The sequence below is a fragment of the Paraflavitalea soli genome (assembly GCF_003555545.1).
GTDB lineage: Bacteria > Bacteroidota > Bacteroidia > Chitinophagales > Chitinophagaceae > Paraflavitalea > Paraflavitalea soli.
The window spans coordinates 1,978,834-2,001,724 of sequence record NZ_CP032157.1 but is presented as its reverse complement, the minus strand read 5'-3'; the positions used below and the strand labels follow the sequence as shown (position 1 = coordinate 2,001,724).

The 22,891-nt window shown below is 50.7% G+C and carries 14 protein-coding genes; 3 read left to right on the top strand and 11 right to left on the bottom strand.

The features are described 5' to 3' along the window. Window positions 1–54 precede the first annotated feature (54 nt). Window positions 55–426, bottom strand: coding sequence for a hypothetical protein (locus D3H65_RS07350; RefSeq protein WP_119049638.1), 372 nt, complete (start codon window positions 424–426; stop codon window positions 55–57). 528 nt (window positions 427–954) lie between these two features. Between D3H65_RS07350 and dnaG the strand changes: the two genes are divergently transcribed. Next, window positions 955–2,898, top strand: a complete 1,944-nt coding sequence (gene dnaG, locus D3H65_RS07345; protein WP_119049637.1) for a DNA primase — start codon at window positions 955–957, stop codon at window positions 2,896–2,898. Window positions 2,899–3,029: 131 nt separating this feature from the next. On the opposite strand, the gene D3H65_RS07340 is transcribed toward dnaG, so the two are convergent. Genes D3H65_RS07340 through D3H65_RS07330 form a run of 3 tightly spaced genes read right to left on the bottom strand, consistent with a single transcriptional unit; the run spans window position 3,030 to window position 5,548 of the window. After that, entirely contained in the window at window positions 3,030–3,515 is a 486-nt protein-coding gene (locus D3H65_RS07340; RefSeq protein WP_119049636.1) for a GDYXXLXY domain-containing protein, read from the bottom strand. Next, entirely contained in the window at window positions 3,502–4,575 is a 1,074-nt protein-coding gene (locus D3H65_RS07335) for a DUF4401 domain-containing protein (protein WP_119049635.1), read from the bottom strand. The genes D3H65_RS07340 and D3H65_RS07335 overlap by 14 nt, the downstream gene beginning before the upstream one ends. 10 nt (window positions 4,576–4,585) lie before the next feature. Next, a complete protein-coding gene (locus D3H65_RS07330) occupies window positions 4,586–5,548 on the bottom strand; it encodes a DUF2157 domain-containing protein (protein ID WP_119049634.1) in 963 nt (320 codons plus the stop codon). 55 nt (window positions 5,549–5,603) lie between these two features. Here D3H65_RS07330 and D3H65_RS07325 point away from each other — a divergent pair, with 55 nt between their 5' ends. After that, window positions 5,604–6,863, top strand: a complete 1,260-nt coding sequence (locus tag D3H65_RS07325) for a hypothetical protein (RefSeq protein ID WP_162915469.1) — start codon at window positions 5,604–5,606, stop codon at window positions 6,861–6,863. 595 nt (window positions 6,864–7,458) lie between these two features. Continuing rightward, window positions 7,459–7,608, top strand: a complete 150-nt coding sequence (locus D3H65_RS32830) for a hypothetical protein (protein WP_162915468.1) — start codon at window positions 7,459–7,461, stop codon at window positions 7,606–7,608. 154 nt (window positions 7,609–7,762) lie between these two features. Here D3H65_RS32830 and D3H65_RS07315 read toward each other — a convergent pair whose 3' ends face one another. From D3H65_RS07315 to D3H65_RS07285, 7 genes are read right to left on the bottom strand one after another with little or no spacing between them, the layout of a single operon-like run. Beyond that, window positions 7,763–9,124: an ATP-binding protein gene (locus D3H65_RS07315; RefSeq protein ID WP_245999695.1), complete on the bottom strand. Its 1,362-nt coding sequence runs from the start codon at window positions 9,122–9,124 to the stop codon at window positions 7,763–7,765. Between the two features lie 46 nt (window positions 9,125–9,170). Further along, the gene (locus D3H65_RS07310) at window positions 9,171–9,953 is read right to left on the bottom strand and encodes a M35 family metallo-endopeptidase (RefSeq protein ID WP_119049631.1); all 783 of its coding nucleotides are present in this window, start codon (window positions 9,951–9,953) and stop codon (window positions 9,171–9,173) included. A gap of 35 nt (window positions 9,954–9,988) precedes the next feature. Next, the gene (locus D3H65_RS07305; RefSeq protein WP_119049630.1) at window positions 9,989–11,665 is read right to left on the bottom strand and encodes an eCIS core domain-containing protein; all 1,677 of its coding nucleotides are present in this window, start codon (window positions 11,663–11,665) and stop codon (window positions 9,989–9,991) included. A gap of 18 nt (window positions 11,666–11,683) precedes the next feature. After that, on the bottom strand, window positions 11,684–12,193 hold the full coding sequence (locus D3H65_RS07300; RefSeq protein ID WP_119049629.1) for a pentapeptide repeat-containing protein: 510 nt from the start codon (window positions 12,191–12,193) through the stop codon (window positions 11,684–11,686). 24 nt (window positions 12,194–12,217) lie between these two features. Further along, window positions 12,218–18,130: an eCIS core domain-containing protein gene (locus D3H65_RS07295; protein ID WP_119049628.1), complete on the bottom strand. Its 5,913-nt coding sequence runs from the start codon at window positions 18,128–18,130 to the stop codon at window positions 12,218–12,220. A 7-nt stretch (window positions 18,131–18,137) separates the two neighbouring features. Next, window positions 18,138–19,640: a contractile injection system tape measure protein gene (locus D3H65_RS07290; RefSeq protein ID WP_119049627.1), complete on the bottom strand. Its 1,503-nt coding sequence runs from the start codon at window positions 19,638–19,640 to the stop codon at window positions 18,138–18,140. Next, entirely contained in the window at window positions 19,637–22,876 is a 3,240-nt protein-coding gene (locus D3H65_RS07285) for a hypothetical protein (protein WP_119049626.1), read from the bottom strand. Before D3H65_RS07285 ends, D3H65_RS07290 begins: the two co-directional genes overlap by 4 nt. Window positions 22,877–22,891: the final 15 nt, after the last annotated feature.

The following is a 22,891-nucleotide window of genomic DNA, read 5'->3' as shown; positions in this document are numbered from 1 at the left end:
GTCATTGGGATAATGCCGCTACATCAGTGGTTTATGAGCCCTGTGCGGACTATATCACGTTCGGTCAATAAAGTCTTTAAATTCCTGTTTTACTTCCAGTAAAGTGTGTTCAAGGTGTTGGTACTCGTCGTAGAGGTTTTCGTGGTTGGCTGCGGTGTCATCCCGTAAGGGGCCTTTGGCAATTTCCGAATCGATCTGGCGGGTGTGGGATTTGATGGCGTGCTTGAGGTCGTGGATGTTAATGAGCTGAATGTGCAGCTGATTGTCGAGGTGGTCTACTTCCAGGAGGTCTTCTTTAGTGGTTTGCCTTGCGGCAACATCAATGAGCCTTGTTTTAAGCCGGGCGAATTCGTCGCGCCAGGAACGCAATGTCTCCCTCCAGGCATTGCATTCTCTAGTGAGCTGTGCTACATCTGTAGTAACCATGGGAGAAAAATTTAAGTGAAGAAATAAAGAACTGGTGGAACGCGATGGGCTGATTGCTTATGGGTTCTGATTCTAATTTAGGAAGATTTGGTGAAAGGGCAGGGAGATTTGGATTAAAATTATGCACCGGGAATGCAGATCGGAGCATCCAGCATCCAGAATACAGAATGCAGAAGAAATACAGGGGCGTATCGAATCTCGGGTTCCTGGCTTTTGGGGGCCGGGTTTCGGGTTTGGCAGACGTAGCTGGTTGGCAGCGGGTGTAGGGGGTGGCCCCTATGGGGCCGGATGGCCTGGGGTGGACGTTGCTACAAAGCGGCCACCCCGATGGGGTGGGAATACACGTTCGCATCGATGGGCTACAAAGCGGAAACCCCTAAAGGGGCTGGAAGACACGCTTGCATCGATGGGGCTGGTTTCCAGTTGCTGGTTGCGGGCTTCTGAATTCTGGATTCTGTCTTCTGTATTCTGGCTTCCGCAAGAATTGCGTATTTTTGGGGTTTCCTAACTAAATAATTGTAGGTCAGCTTGATAACTCAGCAAACGATACAGCAGATCCAGAGCCGGATCGACGTGGTGGAAGTGGTGGGCAGCTTCGTGAAGCTGAAGAAGCGGGGCGTGAATTATATTGGCCTTTGCCCGTTTCACAACGAGAAATCTCCCTCCTTTTCGGTCTCTCCTACGAAGGAGATCTATAAGTGCTTTGGTTGCGGCAAAAGCGGTAATTCGATCAGTTTCCTGATGGAGCATGAAAAGTACTCCTATGTGGAGGCGCTGCGCTGGCTGGCCAATAAATACAATGTAGAGATCGAGGAAACGGAGGTGAGCCCGGAGCTGAAAGCACAATATCAGGTTGCGGACAGTTTATACATCATCAATCAATTTGCCCAGCAATACTTTGCAGAGAAGTTGTTTAATTCGGAAGAAGGAGAAGATATTGCGATGAGTTACCTGAAGGAAAGAGGTTTCCGGGAAGAGGTGATCCGCAAATTCCAGATCGGCTACTGCCTGCAAGACCGGGATGCCTTTGCCAAAGCTGCGATTGCCGCGCAATACAACCCGGAGTACTTACAAAAAAGCGGGCTGATCGTGGTGCGGGATGAGCGGCCGTACGATAATTACCGGGGACGTATCATTTTCCCGATCCATAACCAAAGCGGAAAGGTGTTGGGTTTTGGCGCACGGGTAATTGGAAAGGTAGACCGGGCTCCCAAATACATCAATACGCCGGAGAATGAAATCTACCACAAGAGTAAGATACTATATGGCTCTTATTTTGCGCGGCAGTCTATTGACAAAAATGACGAGTGTTTGCTGGTGGAAGGTTATACGGATGTAGTATCCTTACACCAGGCGGGCATTGAAAATGTAGTGGCTTCGGGCGGTACTTCTTTGACGCCGGATCAGCTGCGCCTGGTGAAGAAATACACAAAAAACCTGACGATCATTTATGATGGGGATGCGGCGGGTGTGAAAGCGGCTTTGCGGGGCCTTGACCTCGCCATAGAAGAAGGGCTGAATGTAAAGCTGGTGCTGATACCAGATAAGGAAGATCCGGACAGCTACGTCAATAAAATAGGCGCCTCCGCCTTCCAGGATTTCATCAAGGCGAATAAGAAAGACTTTATACTCTTCCAGGTAGAGATATTGCTGAAGGATGCAGGTGATGATACGAATAAGAAAGCAGCGCTGGTAAACCAGATCGCAGAAACGATCGCCAAGCTGAACAAAACGGAAGATTTTACCAAGCAACAGGATTATATACGCCGCTGCGCTGACCTGCTGCGGATCGAAGAAGTGGGCCTGAATAACCTGGTGAACAAGTTCATCCGGGATAAGGTACAGAAGCAGGAAGGCGGAAAACAATCATTCCAGCAGCCGGATGACGGGCAGTATTATGATGACGCTCCCCCACCCTTTATTCCGGAGGAGGATGCGGGCTCGCTGTTCAACAAAGATGAGATGAATGAGCGGGGTATGGTGCGCTGTCTGCTGGAGTTTGGGCTGAAACCCTGGGACGAGAACCGCCGGGTAGCGGATTATATCTTTGAAGAGTCTGTTGAGCAGAATATGATCGATAACAAGGAGCTGGTGCGGGTGATGGAAACCTACAAAGTGTGGTATGATGAGGGGATCGAACCCAGCACCAAGAATTTCCTGTACCATGAAGACCAGACGCTGAGCGCCATGGTCGTGACGGTGACAGAATTTGCTTATGAGCTGAGCACGAAATGGAGTGAACATTTCGACGGCAAGATGCCCACGATAGAAGATACTTACCGGGCTGATGTTACTTCTGCCATTACCTATCTTAAAATACGAAAGATCCGCCGGTTGATGGAGGAGAACCAGCGGGACATGCAGAATCCGCATACATCAGAAGAGCTGATGGTGTTGCTGCAAACGCATATGCACCTGAAACAGCTGGAGCAGGATATGATCAAGCAGAATGGGACGGTGATATTGAAGTAAGTACGGCAATGTCGGCAATCGACAATCGGCAGTCGGCAATCGGCAATGCGATTGCTTCGATAGCAGTACTTGTCCCGCACTGCGGGATTTCTCACTCCGCTACGCTTTGTTCGAAATGACAACCAAGTGGGCTATTTTATCAATTGGCGGTGTGCGTCGTAGAGGCCGACGAGGAGGCTGTTGCCCTGACCGTCGATCTTAATCGCACCATATTTAGCTTTGCCGAATTTTTCGGCCTGCCCTTCCTGAAAGAAAAAAGATTCAGCGCCTATATTGATATTCCACCTGTCGGCTGTGTATCCGATGAGGTATTCATTGGGTGCACGGGGTGTTCTGTGCTGTTGTAACCTGATCTTCCGGGCAATGAGGCCGGAGTCGAGGCTTACCACGCAATAACCTCGTTTGGGAATTGAATCGGCATTGGTCTCGCGTGCTATGGCGTACCGCAAGTCCATGTAATCGCCCTGGATCAGGGAACGGGGATCTACGGGGGCCAGTTCCAATAACACCAAGGTGCCTTTATGGAGGATGGTCTCTTTCTTACTGATGGAGTAATGGAAAAATACCAATACCAGCAGGAGGTTGAGTACGAGGATAATGATCTTATATTTTTTCATGGGGATTGAGCTTTTTATGGGTGAGCAAACAGAGCAGGAGAAACAGTATACCGGATGCCATCATCAGGAGTGATTTGGTGAGCAGGGTAAACTGCAGGTCGTAATAATATTGGCCTATAAAATATACGAGGGCTATGATGCTGAGGGCGTAACCTGTTTTGTAATTGACCCAAAAGGATAGCAGGGTGAGCAATAAGGCGCCGGGTATGGCCGGAGCGTATACGGTGGGGACCAGCAGTAATGCAGTGATCAGGTACACCCCTGCCCTGGCGGTTGCCGACTGAACGTCGAGCCGAACCATGATGCGTGGGAGTGTATACAAGATGGCTGCTATGGCGGCGACAGCTGATACCAGGTTGAAATGAATGGAATGGGGAAACCAGCCCTTCCAGGCGATCATTATATAGGTGGCCAGGATAGACACTATCAATCCCAGGCGAACGGGATTGTACAATAGGGACACCTTTTTCCCGGAGGTGATCAGACCAGCTTCATCGAGCATGAGCAGTGTAAGGATGATGACGGCTATGGCGAGGTAAATATGGATCAGGTTGGCGTTGTTGTCCAGTACGAGGGCAATGATGGAACCATTCACTACGAGTACTGCGATGAATGCCGGCATGTAATTTTGAATGATGGCGAGGGTGATCATGGCTATCAGCAGCAGGATGATGCATACGATGCTGTCGTGCACTTTCAACTCTTCCAGGCCAAAGGTCAATACAACAAGGCCAATCACGAATAAGGAAACTGCGGTGGTGTCGATGATGAGCTTATCATAGGCTTTACCCAGCCAGACAGATGCGATGATGAAAGCCAGGCCCAGGGTAAGCATACCCGCATCTGAATCCATCAGGCCGGCAATAACAAGAAACGCAATAAAAGTGAGGGATGCCAGGATACCGCCAAAAACGGTGAGTACCTTAATGGCTATACCGGACCTGTTGGCATTGATCTTCTGGTATTCCAGGGCGATGGCTTCTTCATCGGCCTGGAATGCGGCTCCTTCCCGGGTCTGCAACTGTGCCAGTATTTTCTGTATGTTTTGTGCTTGTTTCATGGGTTTGCTTTTAAACAGGTATTTCCTGTGACCATTTGCGTTGGGTGTCGATCAGTTTTTTTATCAGGATGGTAACGCTGGCTATTACAAACAGGGAGGTGAATAAGAACATACCTGCACCGTCGGAGAGCTTAATGAAAAAGGCTGACAGGATGATGATGACGCTGAAGGTTGTGAGGGCCAGGTAAAACAGGCTTTTCCGCTGTAATCCGTATAAGAAACCGGCTGTATAGAGTCCGCCCACTGCCAGGATAAGGACAATAAAGGCAGGTTGGCGGTGGCCAAAAATGCCGGCGATCATGCCCATGGTCGCCATGGTAACGGCGGCGAGGGCCAATAAGATATTGAACCAGGCAGGGGACTGCAGGGATGGCTTGTATCTGGCCAGTACCAGGGCAACCAATAAGCACAGGCTATCCAGGAGAAACAGTATCATGAATATCAATATTTCGGGCCAGTCTTTGGCCACCTGCTGTTCGTATAATATGAGGGTGGTATTGATCAGCAGGATGTACAGTACCCATAAGGGGGCAAAATTGGCGATGAGCACGAATAAGGTAATGGCGAGGGTCCAGGTGAGGAAGAGGTCATATGCGTTGGCGCCGGTTTGGTATACCTGTCCAAAGACGGCGAACAATACGCCGATCAGTACGGCTATACCGGTGAGCAATATGTTTTTGACGGTGAGGTGCAGCCTGGTAAAAACGATGAGGGTGGCCATGATCACAAGGAGGCCCTCTATCAATCCTATTTTTACAAACTTGTGGAGGGAGGCCCAGTTGTAGGCAAAAAAGAAAAGGATGCCGGCGGTGGTGAAGCCGATGCCGAGGCTTATGAACAGCCAGTGGAGGAATTTTTGCCAGTTGCTTTTGTCATTGTAGACGTTGTCCTTCAGGGCCTGTTCAACGCCGGGGGGCTGCCAGGTGCTGTTCCGGCTGATGATGTGGATGTCTTCCCTGTCGAGTGGTAGCATAGGCTGGCCTGTTTAGTTTAATAAAAGTCGCTAATTTTATTCAATAGTTTATCCTATGCAACATAAAGTATCCGCCCTTCTTTTCTTATTTGTTTGTACGGCAACATGGGCCATGGCCCAAACGGACAAGTGGACCGGCAGCTGGCAAATGACGCGTAAGCCGTATGCAGGTTCCTCTTCGGCTATTATCCTGGATCTTCAGATAGGCATGCCCGATCAGGGGCAATTGTATCCTGCCAAAATAAAACTACAATACGGCAGCTTTAAAGGCATCTATGAGTTGTTGCTGGTGCGCAAGAATGACGGGCAACTGGGGATCAGTCGTGGCAAGTATCCATTACAGGAAACGCCTTTCAAACTGGGCACCTGGCTGTGGTATCTCAACGGCACGTTTGACTTCCGGAACAATCAATTGTTGGTAAACCGCAAGTGGATAGATAAGGCTGACTTCTGGATGCGGGGGCTCTATGAAGGGGACGAGATCTGGGAAAGCAGTAAAGTGACGATCCGGGATTTTTTGTACCGGGACAGCATCAGGCTCAAAAAGATCAATAATAACCCGCTGGCAGATTCGAGTGTACGGCGTATTCTGCAGCCGGAGACGAGCGGCATTTACCTGGGTATATATGATCGTATTGTATCGGGCGACAGTCTTGCCTTGCTGAAGGTGGAGGACCAGGAAAAGTATGATAAGGATACGGTGACGCTGCTGCACAATGGGAAGCCTTTGTTTTACCGGCAGGAAGTCAATGACCGCAACAGGGAGTTTTCGGTGCGGCTGGATACGGGGCGGAACCTGTTTGTTTTTTTCGCTGACAATTACGGAGGCATCCAACCCAATACCGGGTCCCTGTATATGAAAACGGATGGCCGGGAATATGGATTTACTTTCAGTAACCGCTCGAATGCTTATGCTACGTTCCTGGTGGCGGATGTTTACCACAAGGCTATAGTGCAGCAAAAACTCAATGACCAGGTGGCGGCCAGGACCACGGAGCCGGTGGCTACTATTGCGGTAGATACGGCTGATGTGATGCTGGAGTTGTGGGATGGTGCGGTACAGGATGGGGACAGTATTTCTTTGCGGCTGAATGGTAAATGGATCGTTACAGGATTTCCGGTGAAGAATGCAGTGCAGAAGATTCCGATCCGATTGGAAAGAGGTGAAAACTCGCTGCTGTTTATGGCGGATAACCTTGGTTCGATACCGCCCAATACGGCGGAACTGCGCATAAGGTATGGGCAACAGGTGCAGGCGCTGGGACTGAATACGGATATGAAGAAGAATAACGAGATCAGGCTGGTATTGAAGTAGGGACTACGTTATGGTATCGGATATAATCATATAAGTGGAAACACGGATAAAAAAGTAGAATTTATGGATTAGGAGCAACGTGTTTTATGTTATTTAACGTACTTTTAGGATCGAGCACCATTTTAAAAACAAAACCAGGACACATGAGAAAAATTCACCCGCAGCCAGACTGCACTGTATTGCTATGGTATCCACTACCATTTCTTCTTCGCACCAGATACAGGTCCTCACCCAAGTTTTAAGCGTACGCGCTATTACCCGTGAAGCCATTCATACCCACTCTTTAGTATAGCCATTCAAATTAACTCCGACGATTGCTGGTGTAAACCGGCACGGATCAGGCATGTCCTGACCGTACCTGCCAAAACAGTTTTAAGACCATTTTTTTACAGCTACTGGTATAGCCATTCCAGGTAAGCTTCTTACGATTGCTGGTGCAAAACCGGCAGGGACCGGGTATGCCCCGACCGTACCTGTTTCAGCTACTGACCGCTGCTGGCGTAAGCCGGCATGGAAGTGCTATGCCCTACCCTGCCGGTACCTGGCTGTTTCCAAGACGTTGTTTTTTCAACTATAAACCAAATACAAAACGCACATGAGAAAAACGTTGATGCTTGCAATGAGCATGCTGCTGCTGACAGGCCCGCTGTTGGCACAGGTCCTGTCGATCACCGGCAGGGTCACGGATGAAAAAGGAGTTCCGATTCCTTTTGTTTCTATTATCGTAAAAGGAAAACCTCTATAAAAAGAAAATACACCCGGATAGGCATCGTTAATAAGTACATACAAATTGTATATTACTACAAGCCAGGGGCTAAACGAATTGTTATTTTGCTGTTCTGGAATTTTAAGCAGGATCCTGCAAAATTCCAATATTAAATCTGTTTACTTAATCAGCCTCAAATCCCCCTTTCTTCTTTTCTTAACTCCCTCGTGATCCCATCCACCAGGTCTTCCTGCATGAGCAGTTTATTTTCCCTGCTGAGGGCTTTGAGGGAAGCGTATTGGATCACATTGATGATGGAAGCACCGCTGATCTCATAGGTCTCTGCAATGGCGGGCAGTGATACATTGGGGCCTGACCTGATGGAAGCAGGCATGGAATGTTTCCACAACTTTAAGCGCTCCTGGGCATTGGGCATGGGGAAATAAACAATGGAATGAAAGCGGCGCAGGAAAGCGTCATCAATATTGCTTTTGAGATTGGAAGCGAGGATCATGAGGCCGGAGAAATCTTCTATGCGTTGCAAGAGGAAGGAGACTTCCTGGTTGGCAAATTTATCGTGGGAGCTTTGTACATTGGTCCGCTTACCAAATAAGGCATCGGCCTCATCAAAGAACAATATCCAGTCTTTGTGCTCGGCGCGGTCGAATATTTTACCCAGGTTCTTTTCTGTTTCACCAATGTACTTGGACACGATCTGTGACAGATCGATGCGGTATACATCCTTCCCAAACTCCTTCCCCAGTAAAGTAGCGGTAAGGGTTTTACCGGTACCGGAAGGACCATAGAACAATACGCGGTAGCCGGCATTGATCTTGCGGGAAAGGTTGGCATCAGATTCCAGCTCAGGGTGATAAGTGAGCCAACGCCGGATATCTTCGATCTGCTCTTCTGTAAAGGGGTGTAATACCAGGTCGTCCTTTTCCATTTTGGTGGTAGTAAGGCGGGCCGGGAAATCGGCGCTGAACTTTGGCCTGGCAGCCTGACCGGTCAACAGGAAATGGACCCATTCGGGCGAGAGGATGATACGGCCACTCATGAGGGGCTCTCCTTCGCGCACGGTTTCCAACCAGAGAATATCCTGCTGATAAAAGTAATGGGTATTATCAAAGAGGTGCTGCACCCCTACCCTTTTTTCGAGGTCGGTACCGGCAATGATAAACTGGGCGGTTTCGCCGGTAGGTAAAACACCGCGGTGGTGTTGGCCTTTGATACCGCCAAACTCTGCAAAGTCGCCGCCATTGGGCAGGTGTTCGGCTATAAGGGATTCAAAGAAGTCGGTGCGTATATGAGGGGTTAAAGCGAGAATAAGAATGATCCACTCTTCAGGTGTAGGTGGCTGGGGCAGGTGCCGGGCAATATCGGGCTGTACGAGGTTATCGCCAAAGGCCTGCTGCAGCCAGCTATGGAGGTTGAAGGCGGTACCATCATAATGAGTTTGCAGTCTTTGGGCAATGATGGTGCGCAGGCCGGCAATCGCCGATCCAATAGCGCTGGATGGTTCTGTATGTTTCGGTATGGTATGCAACACAGCCATTGAATTGGTGTAATTTAAGGATAATAAAAGTTATGGCCTATGCCCTTTACGTGGTATGGGAAGCACATAATACAAAATAGGCCCAGGAGTCGGCTGTGTCAAAGGATCCCAGGGTAGGATTGCTGCAGTCGAAGCCGAAGATATAAGCTTCTTTTCCGGGCTCACCGATGCCCACGGCATGGGCAGCTTCGTGGAGAATGGTCTTTACCTGTTCATCATGGGACAAGTCGAAGAACTTATTGCAGGTGTGCATGGGTGGCCGGTTGCCTACCACGTAAGCATTCCAATCGGAACAGGCATCGATCTCGGGCCCGCATTCCACCCGTTCGTTGGATGACAATACGGTCACCATTTTTTCAATGATGTCAATGGTCTGATCGAGAGAGAGGCTACGTGAAATGGTACGCCTGGCGAGGTTGTAAGCCTCCCTTTGCTGGTAAGCGCCCAGGTTGGGATGCACGCCTCTGAGCCGGAACATGGTTACCTGTGCTTTTAAAAACGCTTCCTGCCTTACTGCTGCAACAACAGACCGGTCGCAGACTACTACGGGTTGTTTGGGTTTGGCCGGCTTTGCATCTTTGCGCTGCACGCTTTTACTGCCCTGTGCCCCCTTGCTTTGCTGCACCACATGGGTAAGTTCATGGGCCTGCTTGTCCTCGTCCTCGCATTTTGCGCACTTACGTTGTATGGTAGCAGTTGGTTGAAAAAAAGCACCCGGGGCTGTTTCTCCAAAAAAGGTGTTCTCCGTTTGTCCTTCTTTCCGGAAGACGGGATTGTCATTGGAGGCTGCCGGCTTGCGGCGAATGCGGCGGAGGTAAGCTGGTTTCATATTGTATGATTTATTGGATACAAGGCCTGTATATTTTACTTCGACAACGTGAATTCTACCCGCGTACAGGAAGGTAATCCCAAACTGGTAGATACACCTTGTCCCGCCGCCGATTGGTGAAACTTCAGGTTATCCCGTGAGAGCTCCTGCATAATACTTTGTGATAACTGCAGCGGATCGGAAATACCCAACAATATATATAGCTTTTTATCCGCGTCGGCCCTGTTGGCCGCTTTGAATTTGAAGTTGACGGCCTGTGCAATGCCAAGGGACACATCCCAATTCACCAGGTGATTGTTGATGGTCTTCAATTGATCTTTTTCATGTACCCTTTCATGTTGGAGGATGGAGGGTACTACGCCGCCCGCATCCAGGTAGGTAAGTGTTACAAACTTCACATTACATTTCGCAAACTGACCTGCCAGCCGCGCCTGGTCGAAGGTATCGATAGAGTTGTTAAAAAAGGAGTTGGTATTGGTGACGATGGGTGTCCATTTGGCTGATGGCGGCGGGATATGAATAAGCCCTGTAAAATTATTCACGCCTATTGTTTTAATGGAGAAGATCGACCCGGTGAGTTGCTTCATTTCCTTTTGTAGTTCCGCCAACGTAAGATCACCTACAATGCCGTCAACAGCAAGCCCCGGATGTTTTTCCTGGAAGAAGATCACCGCGCCTTTTGTTTCACCACGATAGTCCTTATCAGCGCCGTATTTGGGCAATAAGGGTACTGGTTCATCCAGTCCCTGTCCCCAGGCTATCAATGCTTCCTGGACCAGCTTTACGCTTTTACCATAGGATCCATACGACAACTCTAGTTTGTTGGCGCGTACGCCATCCAGGGCGGGGTCGCCCAGGTTGGGCCGTGGAATACTGTCCAGGTTCCTTTCGTCCAGGTCGGGTTTTACCAATGCCTGCTCAAAGTTGCGGGCGCCCAGGGAGGGCAACTGTGTGGTACCATTCAACACGCTATCGCAGCGTCCGAGGGCCCTGCTTTGTGCGCGGAACTGCGCGGCAGGCTCAAAATCTTCTATGGTCGGATAGGGTGTGGTGATATTGATCCGTCTGGATACAGCGTCTTCATTGCTCTCGCCGGCAGTTCCTTGTTGTACTACATGGGTTAATTCATGGGCCAGCAGTTCTTTACCGGCTGCTGATTGATCATTGTATTTCCCTTCATCAAACACAATATGGTTTTGGTAGGTATAGGCTTGTGCATTGATGTCCCTGGCGCTTTGGGCGGCGGCGGCACCGGTATGTATGCGTACATGACCAAAGTCGTAGCCCATGCGGCTGCCAAAGAAATCCTGCGATTGGGAAGAAAGGGCTTCTCCCTTTCCGTCTATACCGCTTATATAGTTGGCCGTGGTTTCGGTAGTGGCAGTGTCGTTATGCTCTTTACGGTTCAGTTTTTTCTCTTCCTCTTCTTTGCCTGTCATACGCTGCACCTTCAGGTCTTCCTCTTTTTTTTCTTCCTTGCGTTGTACTTTCTTTTCATCTTCTTCCTTTTTCTCCGGCAGCCGGTTTATTTCATTTTCTTCATTGGCGCAGCTGGCACATTTCCGTTGCAGTACAGGGCTGGGTGCAAAGAAAGGCCCGGCAGCAGCTTCTCCAAAGAAGGTGTTTTCCTTTTGTCCTTCTTTGCGAAAGACAGGATTGTCTTTGGAAGCGGTTGGTTTGCGGCGAATGCGGCGGATATAGGTAGGTCTCATACTGATTGATTTTGATCTTTACTGATTGATGGGTAAGAACAATGCCTGGTCGCCCGCGTTGTCATCAAAGCGGGCAGCTTCATAATTGGTGTGGAAGAATTTGGTGCCTCTAAGGATCGCACCCCTAAAATCAGCCCCTTCAACATCTGTTTCGCGGAATGATGACCTGGAGAGATCGGCATTGGTGAATATGGCTTCCCGCAGGCTGGCTCCCTGCAAGAGATAGCCTCCCAATTTGTTTTGTAACGCTACGTTGATCAGTTCTGCCGGACCAAATTGTACAAAGGAGCAATTGGCGCCTGTGCAATCGACTTTGTCCAGTATTGCACCGGAGAACAGGCATTCCTGCAAGTTGGCGCCCCTGAAGCTGCAACCGGTAAAATTGATATGAAAGAGATACGCTTCAAAAAGTTCGCATCCATCATACACTTGCCCGGACAAATCGATCTCTTCGTCGGGATGTTCTATCCGCCAGGCATTGAAGGTCTCCACATCGTTGCGTAAAAGTTGGTTCGCTTGTTGGTGCATAGATCAATTTTACTATTGGTCAATCTAAATATATCGCCTGATGAATTGAGCGATGGTACGGCTTATCTCTATCGCGATCTGCTTGATCTGAGTGAGACTTTGAGGGGTGCTGGTAACCAGGCAGGCGCTGATGCCAGACATATCGAAATCGGGGGCGGCCCTTGCCAATTCGGCTCTTAGTGCATCCAGGGTAGCATCGTTTGCCAGCCTTTCTATGGCTACATAGTTTGCATAAAGCAGGTTCAGTTGCCGGGTATATTCGGCAGACATATCGCGGCTGCCAGGATAAGCTTCCTTGATCCTCCTTATAAAGTCGGTTACGTCGGCATGGGATTGTTCCTGTGCCACGATGGTTTTGATACCTTGCACTGTCAGCCGGTCAAGGATACCGTCTTCCAGGCTGAATGAACCTGCGCCTTCTGAACCAACGGCGAACCGGTCGCTCCGGGTGGCCAGCCGGGCCCTTGAATCGAACAAGACCTCGCCGGTTGGCCGGGTACGCAATATGCGCCGTACTGCAGTTGCGCCCTCTTGTGCGCGGGTGCCAAAGAGTGTAGCACTCTTTCGTGTAGCGGATACCACTGCATCAACTCTAAAAGCGGTATTGGGTTCGGGGAAATATACCACGGTAGTATTGATACGGGCGATACGCTCACGGATAGCGATATCCAACTGGCTCGCCAGGTAGGTCAGCTGCTGGCTGATCGCTACATCACCACCTTCCAACTGCAGCCTGAATTCATAGCCGCCCGATACGATGGCCGGCGCAATGCCCGCAGACCGGGCTTCTGATTCGCGTATGATCTGATCGTAGCGGTCGAAGAGGCCATTGGCAAACGCCGATGATTTTTGCCGCAGTCCATTTTGGTCTATACCGCCCGGCGTAGCCCGCAGGTTTACGGCATCGGGGTCGCCTGTATGGATATAGGCTGTACGGCTCCAGGCCTGCAATGCACTTACTGCCTCGTTGGTAAAGGGATGGCTCCTGATCTTATCACGGATCAATCCATAAGGGATTGTTCGTTGTACGATCTTTGACCGTTCATACGCTTCCGCTGCCGCTTTGTCGGAACAAGTGTTGTATGCATTGCGTACAATGCTGAAATCTGTGACCTCTACCAGGGACCTGCTATCGCCGTTCCTTCTTTCTTCGCACCAGCGTGGCACCCACGACATACCAAACAATCCCAGGGAGTAGGCGGTCCAGTTGAAACCACTAACCTGTGCACTCACCTGGGGCTCTTTTTCCCCTTTCAGATCGCGATAGGCGTTTACACCAATGATCAGTGCAAAGCGGCTCTTGAGGTCTTCTGCATTGTCGAAAGCGCCCTCGCGATATAGTTGAGCAATGCTGGACGGGGTAAGGGGCGATGGGTTTTCCCGCGGCGGGATGGTGGGTACGTTGGCTACATAAGCAATATCATTGCCCGGGCGGGGAATAAAGTTTTGAATAAACCTGCCGGGCACCTCAAAGGTAGTCAAAGAACCTACGTTATTCTGTATTACATAGCGTTTGCCATCAGCTGCCAGAAATCCCTCTCCTGTTTCGGTAGCGGCTTCTGGTTCGCCTTCTTTGTTTACAGGGCGGGCACGCCTTGGGTTTAGTACGCCTACTACCATCCAGGCACCTTCCTGCCGCTCCATTTCGAGAGAGGTCAATCCATACCGTAGCCTGATGGCTCCAAGGATCGGTCTTAACACAGCTCGGCCCACTCTTGATCCGGAGAGGCCATTCACGGCTGTCTGGGCGTCCCTTACTGCATTTTCTACTCTTTCTTCGGGGGTACCACCACCGCCAATGGCATCGCGGCCCATGGCCAGCAACCGGTCAAGTATTGCAAAGGCAGTATCCACACAGCGGTTCACCAGCCAGGTAAGGGCCCTGTCTACCAACCCACGGGCCACAACGACCATTTCACCGATCCGGCGACCCAGGCCGCTGAGGCCAACCTGGTTGGCCAGGAAGCCGATCATGATGGGTACGGCTCTGGCCATGGTGCGTTCCAGGAAATTGGCAGCCGTGGAAATATTGCCGCTGGCTATTTCAACAACCCCTTCTACGAATGAGTTGACGATCTCAAGCATTTGCCGCAGGTAGCGGATAAAGCTTTGTACGGCGCGGTACAGGGCGATGGCGCTGTTGATCACGGCCATGATGCCGGTGGGATCGAGCAGGCTGAGCAACCTGGTGGTTACTGCATTGATGATGCGTTCCATGATCCAGGTCTTGATGGCATTGAGTACGGTATCCCACAGTTGGGTGAGCTGGGATTGAATGCGCTCCCAGATCGCTGCGATACCTCTTTCCTGCACATCGCGTATAAAGGTCCAGATACCTTCGAGGGTATTGATGAGGCTGCGGATGCGGGCCACGCGCTGGGGACCAATGCGGGGATGGGCTGCTAATTTGGTCCATACGGCTTCCATGCTGATGCCCAACACCTGTAAGATCCACCGGATAACACCCTGCAGGGTGAAGTTTTCCGGCGCCGGCACATTGGCATCCCTCAATTCGGCCATGAGCCAGGCGGTGAGTCCCGTCATGAGATGGGTGCCAATATTGGCGAAGAACTGTATAAAGCCCTGTTTGATGGCGCGCAGCAGGTTTTTCAGGAAACCCACCGGATTGCGCTTGATCATGTCAACGGCCTGCATGGCCTTGCTGATGATATTGGCAATGAGGTCGGTCGGGAAGTTCATCACCTGCAGGATGACTTCTATTACGATCCGCACGATCTCGATCACGAAGGCGATCAGGCGGGCAATGGGTTCGCCAAAGCGGTCGATGATGCGTTGGAAGGCTGCGATGGGGTTGGCCAGGTCATTTATGCTAAATGAGTTCCATAAGGAAATAAAGAGGTTGACAATATAGGTGGGCGTCATGTTGAGCCGGGCCACGGCGGCATTGATACGCGCCACGGTTCGCCCGATGGCGCCGCTTTCCTGCAGCTGGTTGAACTGTTCTTCCCCGCCTTCCACCAGGCTCATGAAGCCACGTATGATATTCGGAATGCTGCGCGGTACGGTCTCGTCGGTGAAGGGATCTTTGCCCAGCAGTACGGTGACCAGCGGATAACCGCGCACGGTGCGTGCCCAAACGGACAAGCGCCGCATTAACACTTCCTTGATGAAGGTGAGTATCATGATGGCGGTATCGGCCATGTATTGGAGCACGCGGCCTACAGGGGCTGCAAATTCATTGTAGATCATGCGGAAGGTGCCCACAGGGTCCATGAGACTGTCGATGCTCACATGGTTCCAGATATTGTGGAAGGCATTGATGATCTGTTCATAGGCCCCGCTGAAGATACCTATGCCGGTGTCGATCCAGGCGGCCACGCGTTCGAAGGTACCGGTATCCTGCATCTGTCGTCGCTGTTCCCTGCCGGCTTCGGACAGTTCGAGCATGGCATTGAGGATATTGGTGCCATTGCGTGGTACTTCTTCTTCGGTTACGGGATCCTTGCCCAGCACAACGCGAAGCAATGGGTAAGCGGGTGTCTGTTCCCGTATGAAGGTCACCAGTTGGTTGATGAGGTATTCCTTGACCATGGACAGCAACTGCTCTGCGGCGGTTACTGCAAAACGTACGATGTTGTTGATGGCGCGTTCGATGATGCTGCCGAAGTTGCGCAGGATAGCGGTGGGGCCATCCAGGATATTTCTAACGCCGAGGGCTTCCCAGGCAGTGAAGAACTCATTGCGTACATTGGCAACGATGGCTTCAATACCGGCCAGTTGGGTATCGAGCCAGGCGGCGGCACGATCGAGGGCGCCCAATTCTTCGAGTTTGCGTTGCAACATACTGCCGCCGGGCAGGATGTCGAGTGCGGCTTCTATGAAATTGCGTCCATTGCGTTCTATCCGGTAGCTGGTCACGGGGTCATAACCCAATATGACACCCAGTGCGCGGTAGCCGGGTATATAGGACAAGAGTTGCCGTACTTTACCCAACAGCCAGCCCTTGGCCACATCGATATCGAGGGTGATGGGGATATCGCTGAGGAAATCGACAATATGGGCCATGGCATCGTCGAGGAAAGAGCATTGGATGATATCGCCGCTGCGGCCTCCACTGATGCCGGTAATGGGTGCAGCTGGCGGGCCTGTATCCATCATACGCTGGAGACCTGGTACGGGCGAAGGGGCTTCGATGGACAGCTTATCTTTTTCCTGGGTTTCCGGTGCGGCGGAGGCAGGTGGCTTCTGTTTCGTTTGTACGGCGGGTACAGTTGGTGCAATGGTCTGTAGTTTGCCAGCGGCATTTACTTCCAGGCTGCCGGTCTCGGGTTTGGTTTGTACGGTAGCAGCCTGCTCACTGCTTTCGGCGGTCATTTCTTCTCCTGCTTCTTCCATACGTTGTACGGTGCCGAAGATTTCCTGCTGTAGTTGTTGCAGGGTCTTGGGACGGGCCGCCATAGCGGGCGCGGATACGCTATTGGGATCAATGCCATAGAGTGGATCGAAGAAGGCTGTCCAGTCTTTCAGGGCATGTTTCTTTACCTGTATCTGGCCGCCCAGGTTGTTTTCGCCGGCAGTGTTGCCATTGACGGTATATACATCGGTGCCTTCGGTCTTTTCGACCATGGCAAAGTGCGAAAGTTTGTTACGGTAGGCAATATCACCCGGCCTGGGGGCATAACCCTTCGGATAAGCCGCAGCAGGGTTCACCGGCGCCTTGCCCAATACCCACTTGGGCATGGGTAGTCCGGCTTTGTTGAGTGCCCAAAATACGAATATGCCACACCAGCTTGGCATAGCATCCCTGTTTTCCCGCACGGTGGGATCGGGCTGATTGGGTTTCATCCCGGAAATGATCTTGCGGTTTTTGATGTGGGCTATATTGACGGTGCCCGGTTTGTAGGGGGCGCCTTCGGCCAATATTCTTTCGCTTCCAAAGGAGGTTTGGAAATAGTCGACGAGGCGATCCCATCCGGTCCTGAATCCATCAGGCCCGAGGGTGCCGGCATCTACTTTGCCGATCTCGCCTTTGGCAATATTAACTGCCGCATCGAGGTTGGAGATGCGTGGTGGTGAGGCATCGGCCGCCTGGCGGTAGATGGTTTGCCTTTTGGCAGCAATGGCTGTTGGCGACAGTGTTTTACTGGCGCCCTGCTGAATGGTATGGGTAAGCTCGTGCGCGAGCAAAAATCCTCCATCCGGCGTATGGGGCGCATATTTGCCGGAATTGAAATATACATCATTGCCATGGGCAAAGGCCTGGGCATGCACCTCCCTGTTCAACTGAACGGCTGTTGAACCGGTATGTATGCGTACGCCACTAAAGTCGGCTCCAAACCTGTTCTCCATGAAACTGCGGGTGGAGTCGGGCAAAGGTGAACCACTTCCTTTGGTGCTTTGCAGGCTGCTTTCAAAACTGTGGTGGGGTGTTGGCGGCGCCCTGCCCTGCCGTTGTATAATGGTGGGGAGGCATGGGCCGCGAATCTTGCGGTCGATGGTGATGAGCGCGGGCAGCTCAGGAATAGCCGGCTCTTTTACCTCTACGCCGGTTTCATCGTCTTTGCGGAGTATGCTATCGGATAATTTGGGTTGTATTTTCTTCTCTTCCTCTTTTTCTTCTTTGCATTGCAGTTTGGGCGCTATTTCCATGGCCGGCATGGGGGCCAGGTCATCTTCCTGCTTTTGTACCTCTCTTTCGGTTTCGCCTACCGGTGCAGGTGCTGGTACTGCTGCGGAAGCCGGCTCGGGCATGGTCATGACACGTTCTGCTATGGCATCGGCTTCCCTCTCATGGGGATCATTGGGCTGACTGATGCTTAGTTTGGTCTGGATAAGAGCGGAAGGAGAAAAGAAGGGTTCGTTCTGTTTGCCGCCAAAGAAGGCAGGTTCGGCTTTCCTTTGCAGAAAAGCAGCAGGGTCAGCAGCTTTCTGCTGTACCTGGCTATGCCTGGTGGTTTTATCGGCGGAAGCGAACATAGTTTATTCAGGTCCAATCGGTGAGCAGCCATTCTTCCATCCAGGGCGTTTTGATACGACCGATGCCCCAGGGTAATGACTGCATTAATATATCAAATGATTTTTGCTCTGTTACCAGGTACCAGCCCTTTTCAGTGTGCATGAGTTTACCGGCACGCTGTAAGAAAGAAATACGCAATGCTTCAATGCCGGTATTCTTTAATGCGCCCCAGTGCTCAATAACAGCCGATAGCAAGGCGGTAGCTTCCTGTTGTTCGAGGGCTGTTAACTCGAGTTGATCATCGAGGGTGGCCCGCATCGGGTATCCACACAACAGCTTGTTGAGGGGCAGGTAAAACTCGGGTATCTTTTCTTCACCTGTTACCAGGTATTGGGTCAATAAAACGGCCCGTTGGTGGGCTGCTGTATCGGTCCATTGATTGTTCTTATCTATTAAGCCGGTCTTGCTGAAGAATGGCAACAGAAAAGGATGCAGGATGATAAGGCCGGCATTGTACAGGTGAACGGCGGCTCCCTCCTGCTGTGTTTCTTTTTTTACACCGGCTTCCACGCTTTCCTTTTCCTTGTTCCTATCTTCTGCCATCTTATTTCCCTGCTCTTCTTTTGGTGAACGGGGTGCAGGCCTGTTTTCTTCTTTTATTGTAATTGCGAACGGTTCATTGGTATCTATCAACAGGTTGGCTACCTGCGGATCCAGCTTTTCTACGATATCCGGTAGTCTGACCTGTTCTTTGTTATGGGCAATCAATGCCTGCAACAAAAGTATGGGTGCTGATTTGTGTAAGGCTGTGATGAGTGATTGCTGCTGCTGTGCTTTCTTGATCAGTACCAGGCTGCTTAACCATAATCGCCTGGTGTAAAGGTCGGGTATGGCGGATAGTATTGTATAAATGGATGCTTCCTGTATTGGCTGTTCATTCAACCAACGGACAATTTCTTCTACGATGTCTCCACATTGACGCAGGAGTCTTTCCAGGGCTTGTTGATTGGTGTACAGGAGTCTGAGCACCACTACCCTGTTGGCAGCTGTTTGCCAGTCGGCTTTATTGTTCAACAACACGGTAATGGTCTGCTGTATGGTATGCCGGTTGTCGCTGACGGGCATAGTTCCGGTGCTTACAAACTCAATAAACCTGTTGTAATGAAAGACGGCTTCGGGCAACCACTGAACACCTTCCTCCACCGGCAGCTGTGGCTGCTGCTGCGTGCTGTGGCGTGGCCAGGGAGAAAGCAACTTTTTCTGCAGGATGGCTTTGAATTGCTGTACGGACCGTTCTACCAATTCCTGCTCCCAGTTTTTGGAAGACAGTATACCCGCATCGATAGTGATCTCGTCGATCTGAATGGTGTGGTTGGGCAGATCGTGATCGTTGAGCACGGTTTCCAGCAAGGGCAGTACTTTCTCTTTATAAATAGCAGCCAGCTGGTCCTGGAGGCCCATGCCTTCCCGGCGGTCGGTGAAGGTGACCTCCAGGAATTGTTGCTCAATTATATGTGGCGTTCTGCTCATATTTTAATCAGGGGGAAATTCATTCCGTTGGGTGCTGCCTGTATTTTTTTGAACAGGTCCTGGCTTACGTCTATGGATACTTTACCCAAACATTCGGTGGTCTCTCCGGTCTTGGTTTTTATGATCAGGGTAAGGATACCTCCCTGAATATCGGTAAACTTCTGGTCCAAAACGGCCGGACTTCCATTGGCTATAAAGGGGAAGGTACCGTTTACTGCCAGTTCCCACTGGGCAAAGCTCAGGTTGGGATTGAGGGCAGTGAGTATATACCTGCCGGGCCCTCCCGGCACAATTTCATACCGGACATTGAAAGTGGGCTGCACTACTACAATGGTAAGCTCCAGCGTGGTGTTGACCACATTGCCGCCACTGTCTATGAGGCGGTATTTGATGTTGAAGGTAGTGGTGGTCTTTAGTTCGTCTCCTTTGAAAAGGATGAATTCATCCTGGATGGTGAGGCCACCGGGATCGATTATTTCCAGCTTACTTCCCGCCGGTACCTTGACCAGTTCTATTTTCTGATCGAAACATACTGTACGCTTTAATTGTTGTTCATCATCCTTTTTGGTGAGGGTGATCTCGCGGGTCACCAGTCTGGGTTCGCAAGGCCCATGGGTCAGGCGCAGGGTGAATATGAAATCCTTTTGTTTTTCCGGAAATGTGAAGGTGTCTTCCACCAGCATGGTGAGGTAAGTAAGACTACCGTTCACAAACCATTCGTATTTGGTGCCATCGGTGACATTGGGACTCAGCTTAACAATAAAGCTATGGTTGGGCTGCTCGGCCACATCAATATTGAAATCGGGTTCTGATGCCGGAGCAAATACTTTGATGACTACGGAGACGGATTGTCCATCAATGGCATAGGTAAGCAAGTGCTCGCCTACGGGCAGACCATAAGGGCTGAATTTGAATTCACCGGGTTTTACACCGGGGCCTGTCAGTACCCCACCTGCAGGTGATGCCACTACATCGTATGTACCATCATCATTGTTACAAAATTCTTTGGGGACAATATTGATGGTGGGTCTGATGGGGTCGGGCTTTTGCTCCTGTATAATATAGGCTATGGGCGGACAATCGCTGCAACAGAGGTAGGGCAGGTAAAAATCGGCAATGACGGTGCCCGGCACGATACTGACGGCATCGAAAGAATTGAACGAATTGTTAATGATCCGCTCATGGGCGTACACGAGGATGAAGGTGCCGCCACGGGGTACGCCGGCCTTGTGGTCCAGGCTCGGGTGTTTTTGGGCATAGTAATCCAGGAACTGATTGGCATAGATATTCTTCAGCCTGCGTTTGAATTCCTGCTGTAATGCCCGGAAAGGTCCTTTCTTCACGCTCATCATAACCTCATCAAAATGGTCGATCAGGTCTTCCACGAAAACAGTGTTGGTGCCTTCTGTGGGGTTTTCGATGAGGTCGCTCAGGGTGTCCCTGATGCTTTCGGATTCCAGTTCGATCCATTCATACAAGGCCATGAACTCGACATACCTGGCAATGAAGGCAGGCAGGTCGTCTACCATAAAGGTTTTGGCCAGCTGCAGCTTGCCTATATAAATGGCGAGTTGGTTCTTAGGATTCTTGATGTATTTTCTCGCCTGTCCCTGGTTCTCATTGAGCCATTCGATGGTTTGTCCGATAGTGGCTTCCCATTCGCGGCGGGCAATGTCATACGCTATCTCCAGGTCGTTGAGCTGACAGGTATATTTTGAAAGATCAATATCGGTTTCATTGTATACGCCGGCTTTGACGACTACCACATCGAAGGGCAGACTGAATTCACTCCTGAGTTTTTGTATCGCTCCCAACGCTTCGGTATACTGCTTACCTACATGGCCTTCGATACGGAAGAAGGTGAAGGGCTCTATCTCATACTGCAAAGGATTCTTTACAAAATCCAATACGGGCGCTGTATTCCAGCTATCAGAGCTATAAGACAGGTTGGTTTTTTGCTTGCCATACCTTGTTTTTTCATAGTTCCATTTTTCAAACAGGGGGGCTGGTTTATAATAGAACGGAATAGCGCGTTTGGATAATGCGGACCGGCTCCAGGTGCTGGGTGTTATCTTAATGGGGAACTTGGAAGCCTCGGTAGCTTTGGCCAGATCAAATGCCTTTGCCAGTTCTACCATGCGTTCAAACAACAGTTGTAGGGCGGCCAGCCTGTTCTTCTGGTCATTGAACAGAGGGGAATAGATAAAGTAATTGCGGTAAATGGTGGCTGCATCCTTCGAGTTCTTATTGGCCTCACCGAGTGCGATGTGATAAGGGAATAGTTTATCGCAGGGGCAGCAGGCGGTAATGATGGCATTGCCTTCGCCGCGCAATTCGTTATACGCTTTTATAAGGTCATCGAGGAAGTCATAAAAATATTGGGAATAGATCATGCTGCCTCCCTGCACCTGGGTAAAGAGGTTGGCCAGGGTGGCGGTAAGGGCCAGGAATGGATTGGCGCCAATGCCCAGCAGTCCTTTAAAAGTATCATAGACCTTGGTGTAGGCGGCGGCTATATCACCCTGCACAGCAGCCGGGGTAAGTGTATGAAATGCCTGTAGCACGCTGTCGGAGGAGGTCAGGGGCTGATACGGGATATTGTAACGCTTCAGCAATATTTCGGGTAAGGCGGCTTTACCTGCTTCAATGATGCCTGCTGACAGGTTGGGATCAGACTCATCATTGCACTTAAAAGCAGGATTGCTGAGGTCGGTCTTTTTGATCAGCAGGGGTTTTACAGTGATGGTTATTTCCCGGCCTTTATCGTCACAATCATTGGTGGTGCAATTTTTTAAGTTGGTGGCTTTTATTTCGAGGAACAATACGACGGCATAGTTGGCCAGGAAGGCCGCACTGGCGCTGATAGCGGTATCGCCCGCTTCGGGGGCGCCGATCAGCTCATACATCGCAAAGGTGTTGTACGGGAAAGGGTTGATGATGCTCTCAGCCGGTGGCGGACTTTCGGGATTGAGGGGCAAGGTATAGGGCCTGAAATGGGTGTATGTGCTGGCGGCATGCTCAATGAAATATCCTTTGGAGGTGACACCTGCGCCACGACTGATACGGATATCGGCCCCGGTATAGGTTACTTCCAGTCCGCAGACGATACCGATGCCAATGAGGCAACGCCGGGTAAGTCTGTCCTGCTCGTCGAGGTAATCAAACAGCTCATTCAGGTGGTCGGCTGTTAACACCTGGTCAGCTACAAATTCAGGATAAAAATTGAACGTACCCATATCTTGCTTTTTAAA